The following is a 4,140-nucleotide window of genomic DNA, read 5'->3' as shown; positions in this document are numbered from 1 at the left end:
GCTTCCCGCCGAGGGCCCCGCCGAAAGCGCCGCCGATGGCAGCGACGGCCGCGCCGCCGGCCGAAGCGCCGGCCGTACCGGCGGCACCACTCGCACCTCTCGCCCCCGGGTCCCCCCGCGCCACCCGTTCATCGGGCCGCCCGATGAGCCAGTCCCTGCTGGGGACCACCAGCCCGGCCGGGGTGAAGGCGATCTTCCGCAGTTCGGTGTGGCTGCCCGAGTCCTTGCGCCACAGCCCGCTGACGATGTCGACCGCCTCGTCGGGCGACGCGGCGAACTCCAGCCCCGCGTACACCGGCGCGCAGGCGTCGAGCCCCATGTCCTGCGCGGAGAGCCGCCGCCCCAGCCGCCGGGTGAAGACCTCGGCGATCAGCGCCGGGGTGGTACCGCGCGGCTGCTGGCCCCGCAGCCAGCGCGTCACGGATGTCTTGTCGTACCGCAGATCGAGCCCGTGTTCGAGCCCGAGCTGATCAACCCGGCGCGCGAGCCCCGCGTTGGAGAAGCCCGCCTCGGCGATGAGCCCGGCGAGCTGACGGTTGGGGGTGCGGTGCGGGGGTCGTTCCGTCATCAGCCTGTCGGTCTCCCTGATCGCCCTCTGGAACGGCGCGAATTTAGCGGCAGTCATGGCCCTGATCGCCGCCTTCGCCCCGCATTCATCCGATCGTGTGAGCACAGCGGACGGCCGGTCGCGGGCCCCCGCACCACCTCCCCGCCCCCTCCCCGAGACCCCCTCAGCACCCGCCGGACTCCCCCACGGCGCCCGCCCGGCCTCCCCCTCGGCAGCCTCCGGACCCGGCCGCCTTCGGGGCTGTCGGCGCCCCGCCGTACAGTTGCAGAGCGCGATGGCTGCAAGACAAGGTTCGAAGAGGAGCTGCCGTGAGTGAGCTGCGCTTTGTCCACCTGGGCTTCGGGGCGGACGCCGTCGAATACCAGGAGGCGTGGCAGGAGCAGCGCCGGGTCCACGCCGCCCGCTTCGCGGACGAGATCCCGGACACCTGCCTGCTGCTGGAGCACCCCGCGGTCTACACGGCCGGACGGCGCACGGCCGACAGCGAGCGCCCCCTGGACGGCACCCCCGTCATCGACGTGGACCGCGGCGGCAAGATCACCTGGCACGGCCCCGGCCAGCTCGTCGGGTACCCGATCCAGAAGCTGCCGCGCCCGGTGGACGTGGTCGCGCACGTACGCCGCCTGGAGGACGCGCTGATCCGGGCGTGCGCGGAGTTCGGCCTGGAGACCACCCGCGTCGAGGGCCGCAGCGGCGTCTGGGTGCTGGGCGACCCGGTCGAGGAGCGCCCCGCGCTCGGCGGGCTGTCCCTGGACTTCGATCCGCGCGTGGCGGACGACGAGTTCGACCCCCGGCTGAACGGTCCGGAGTACGCGCCGTCCAACGCCGGCCAGCGCCGCGAGGACCGCAAACTCGCCGCGATCGGCATCCGGATCGCCAAGGGCGTGACGATGCACGGCTTCGCACTGAACTGCAATCCGGACAACACCTGGTTCGACCGGATCGTGCCGTGCGGAATCCGCGACGCGGGTGTGACGTCGCTCTCCAACGAGCTGGGCCGCGAGGTCACCGTCCCCGAGGCCGCGCCCGTGATCGAGAAGCACCTGCGGGACGTCCTACAAGGGGCGGAGCTGCTTCCGCGGGCCGTGTAGCGGGAATGCGCCCCCAACCTCGGAGGTTGGCTTGGGCGTAAGAGCGTAGGTAGTACGGGCGTACCCTAGGGTTCGCCGACGAATCGAATGCCGTACAGCAAAGGGGAGTACCGGACGTGTCCGCTGTCGCACCCGACGGACGCAAGATGCTGCGCCTGGAGGTCCGGAACAGTCAGACCCCCATCGAGCGCAAGCCGGAGTGGATCAAAACCCGGGCGAAGATGGGCCCCGAGTACACCGAGCTACAGAAGCTGGTGAAGTCCGAGGGCCTGCACACGGTGTGCCAGGAGGCGGGCTGTCCCAACATCTACGAGTGCTGGGAGGACCGCGAGGCGACCTTCCTCATCGGCGGCGACCAGTGCACCCGGCGCTGCGACTTCTGCCAGATCGACACCGGCAAGCCGCAGGCTTTGGACCTCGACGAGCCCCGCCGGGTCGCCGAGTCCGTGGCCACGATGGAGCTGAAGTACGCCACGATCACCGGCGTCGCCCGCGACGACCTGGAGGACGGCGGCGCCTGGCTCTACGCCGAGACGGTGCGCCAGATCCACGCCCTGATGCCGGGCACCGGCGTCGAGCTGCTGATCCCCGACTTCAACGCGGAGCCCGAGCAGCTCGCCGAGGTGTTCTCCTCCCGCCCCGAGGTGCTCGCGCACAACGTCGAGACGGTGCCGCGCATCTTCAAGCGCATCCGCCCCGGCTTCCGCTACGAGCGGTCCCTCGACGTGATCCGCCAGTCCCGCGCGGCCGGGCTGGTCACCAAGTCCAACCTGATCCTGGGCATGGGCGAGACCCGCGAGGAGATCAGCGAGGCGCTGCGCGACCTGCACGAGGCGGGCTGCGAGCTCATCACGATCACGCAGTACCTGCGCCCCTCCCCCCGGCACCACCCCGTGGAGCGCTGGGTGAAGCCGCAGGAGTTCGTGGAGCTCAAGGACGAGGCCGACGAGATCGGCTACGCCGGGGTCATGTCCGGCCCGCTGGTCCGCTCCTCGTACCGCGCCGGCCGCCTCTACCAGCAGGCGATCGACAAGCGGACCGGCGCTCCGGCCGCCGCCAAGGCGAGCTGACCGCCCTCCCCAGCCCCACGCCGCACGGCAGTACTACGCGGCCCGTACGACCCGCAAGAGCGCGCGATCGGACGGGCCGCGTCAACGTTTCATAGGTGTTTGACCAACAGGTCATCCGTTGGTAACACCGTTCAGTGACGATGTAGGCACGCACTGCTCCCCGCAGTCCGCATACATCCCGTGCGCCCCATAAATCCACATCCGCATCCATCCACATCCATCCATATCCAGGCTCCCGAGGGGGACCCCGACATGCAGGCCGCGCCCGTACGCGCCTCTTCCGCTCTGCCCTCCGCTCTGCCTCCCACGCTCTCCGTACGCCCGCCGTCCGTGACCGACGCCCTGCGCGCCCTGGAAGGGCTGCTGCTGAGCGGCGGACAGCGCACAGCCCGCCGAAACGCCTGGACCTCGGTGCTGGAGGACCGGCGCCGGGCCAAGGACCGGCGCGAGGCACAGCACGTACTGGAGGCCGTGGCTGCTCCGGGCCCACAGGCCACGTAAACTTCGCTGTATGGCGAGGAAGGAAACATCCGAGAACCCCGGGCGACTGAAGCAGATCGCTCTGACCTACAAGATGACCAAGAAGGCCGATCCCAAGGTCGGTCTTGTCGTCGCGGCTGTGGGAATCGTCACCTTCGGTGTCCTCCTCGTCGTCGGCTTCTTGATCGGTCACCCGATCTACCTGGGCATCCTGGGCTTCCTGCTGGCCTTCCTCGCGATGGCGATCGTCTTCGGACGGCGCGCCGAGCGGGCTGCCTTCGGGCAGATGGAGGGCCAGCCGGGCGCGGCCGCCGCGGTGCTGGAGAACATCGGCCGCGGCTGGACGACGACCCCGGCGGTGGCGATGAACCGCAGCCAGGACGTCGTGCACCGGGCCGTCGGCAAGGCCGGCATCGTGCTGGTCGCCGAGGGCAACCCGAACCGGGTCAAGTCGCTGCTGGCCGCGGAGAAGAAGAAGATGGCCCGCATCGTCGCGGACGTGCCCGTGCACGACGTGGTGGTGGGCGACGGCGAGGGCCAGGTGCCGCTGAAGAAGGTGCGTACGACGCTTCTGAAGCTGCCGCGGGTGCTGCCGGGCGCGCAGGTGACGGTGGTGAACGACCGGCTGCGGGCGCTCGGGGATCTCATGAGCAACATGCCCATGCCAAAGGGCCCTATGCCGAAGGGCATGAGGATGCCGAAGGGCCGCTGAGCCGCGGAGACAGCCACTACAAACGCACACGAGACAGAGGGCGGCCCGGGACAATTCCCGGACCGCCCTCTAACGCATACGCCTACTTACTTCTCAGTGATGCTCAGATCCGAACCTGAACGGCGCGGGCGAGCTTGTCGTGGAGGCCGCGGGAGTCGCGGTCCCAGACGACGGCGGGGATGACGACGACGAGCAGGACGCTGCGCAGCGCGACGCGGA

Annotated in this window: 4 protein-coding genes and 2 pseudogenes; 4 read left to right on the top strand and 2 right to left on the bottom strand. The window is 70.3% G+C overall.

Features of this window, described 5'->3' with window-relative positions; all coding sequences use genetic code 11:
• Nucleotides 1-568: pseudogene (locus ACFU99_RS35525) on the bottom strand (regulator); the annotation flags it as partial.
• A gap of 308 nt (nucleotides 569-876) precedes the next feature.
• On the opposite strand from ACFU99_RS35525, the gene lipB reads away from it, so the two are divergent.
• The 4 genes from lipB (at nucleotide 877) to ACFU99_RS35505 (ending at nucleotide 3,921) form a co-directional block, all read left to right on the top strand.
• Nucleotides 877-1,659 carry a lipoyl(octanoyl) transferase LipB gene (lipB, locus tag ACFU99_RS35520; RefSeq protein ID WP_384400302.1) on the top strand — a complete coding sequence of 261 codons (783 nt, stop codon included), beginning with the start codon at nucleotides 877-879 and terminating at the stop codon, nucleotides 1,657-1,659.
• Between the two features lie 116 nt (nucleotides 1,660-1,775).
• Nucleotides 1,776-2,729 carry a lipoyl synthase gene (gene lipA / locus ACFU99_RS35515; RefSeq protein WP_384400299.1) on the top strand — a complete coding sequence of 318 codons (954 nt, stop codon included), beginning with the start codon at nucleotides 1,776-1,778 and terminating at the stop codon, nucleotides 2,727-2,729.
• A gap of 252 nt (nucleotides 2,730-2,981) precedes the next feature.
• Complete coding sequence (locus ACFU99_RS35510; protein WP_384400296.1) at nucleotides 2,982-3,230, top strand: hypothetical protein; 249 nt, start codon at nucleotides 2,982-2,984, stop codon at nucleotides 3,228-3,230.
• A 10-nt stretch (nucleotides 3,231-3,240) separates the two neighbouring features.
• Nucleotides 3,241-3,921, top strand: a complete 681-nt coding sequence (locus ACFU99_RS35505) for a DUF4191 domain-containing protein (RefSeq protein ID WP_384400293.1) — start codon at nucleotides 3,241-3,243, stop codon at nucleotides 3,919-3,921.
• 103 nt (nucleotides 3,922-4,024) lie between these two features.
• Here the strand turns inward: ACFU99_RS35505 and ACFU99_RS35500 are convergent.
• Nucleotides 4,025-4,140 (bottom strand): annotated as a pseudogene (locus ACFU99_RS35500) (RDD family protein); the annotation flags it as partial.

The sequence above is a fragment of the Streptomyces sp. NPDC057654 genome (assembly GCF_042800135.1).
GTDB lineage: Bacteria > Actinomycetota > Actinomycetes > Streptomycetales > Streptomycetaceae > Streptomyces.
This window is presented reverse-complemented; position numbering and strand designations above follow the sequence as displayed.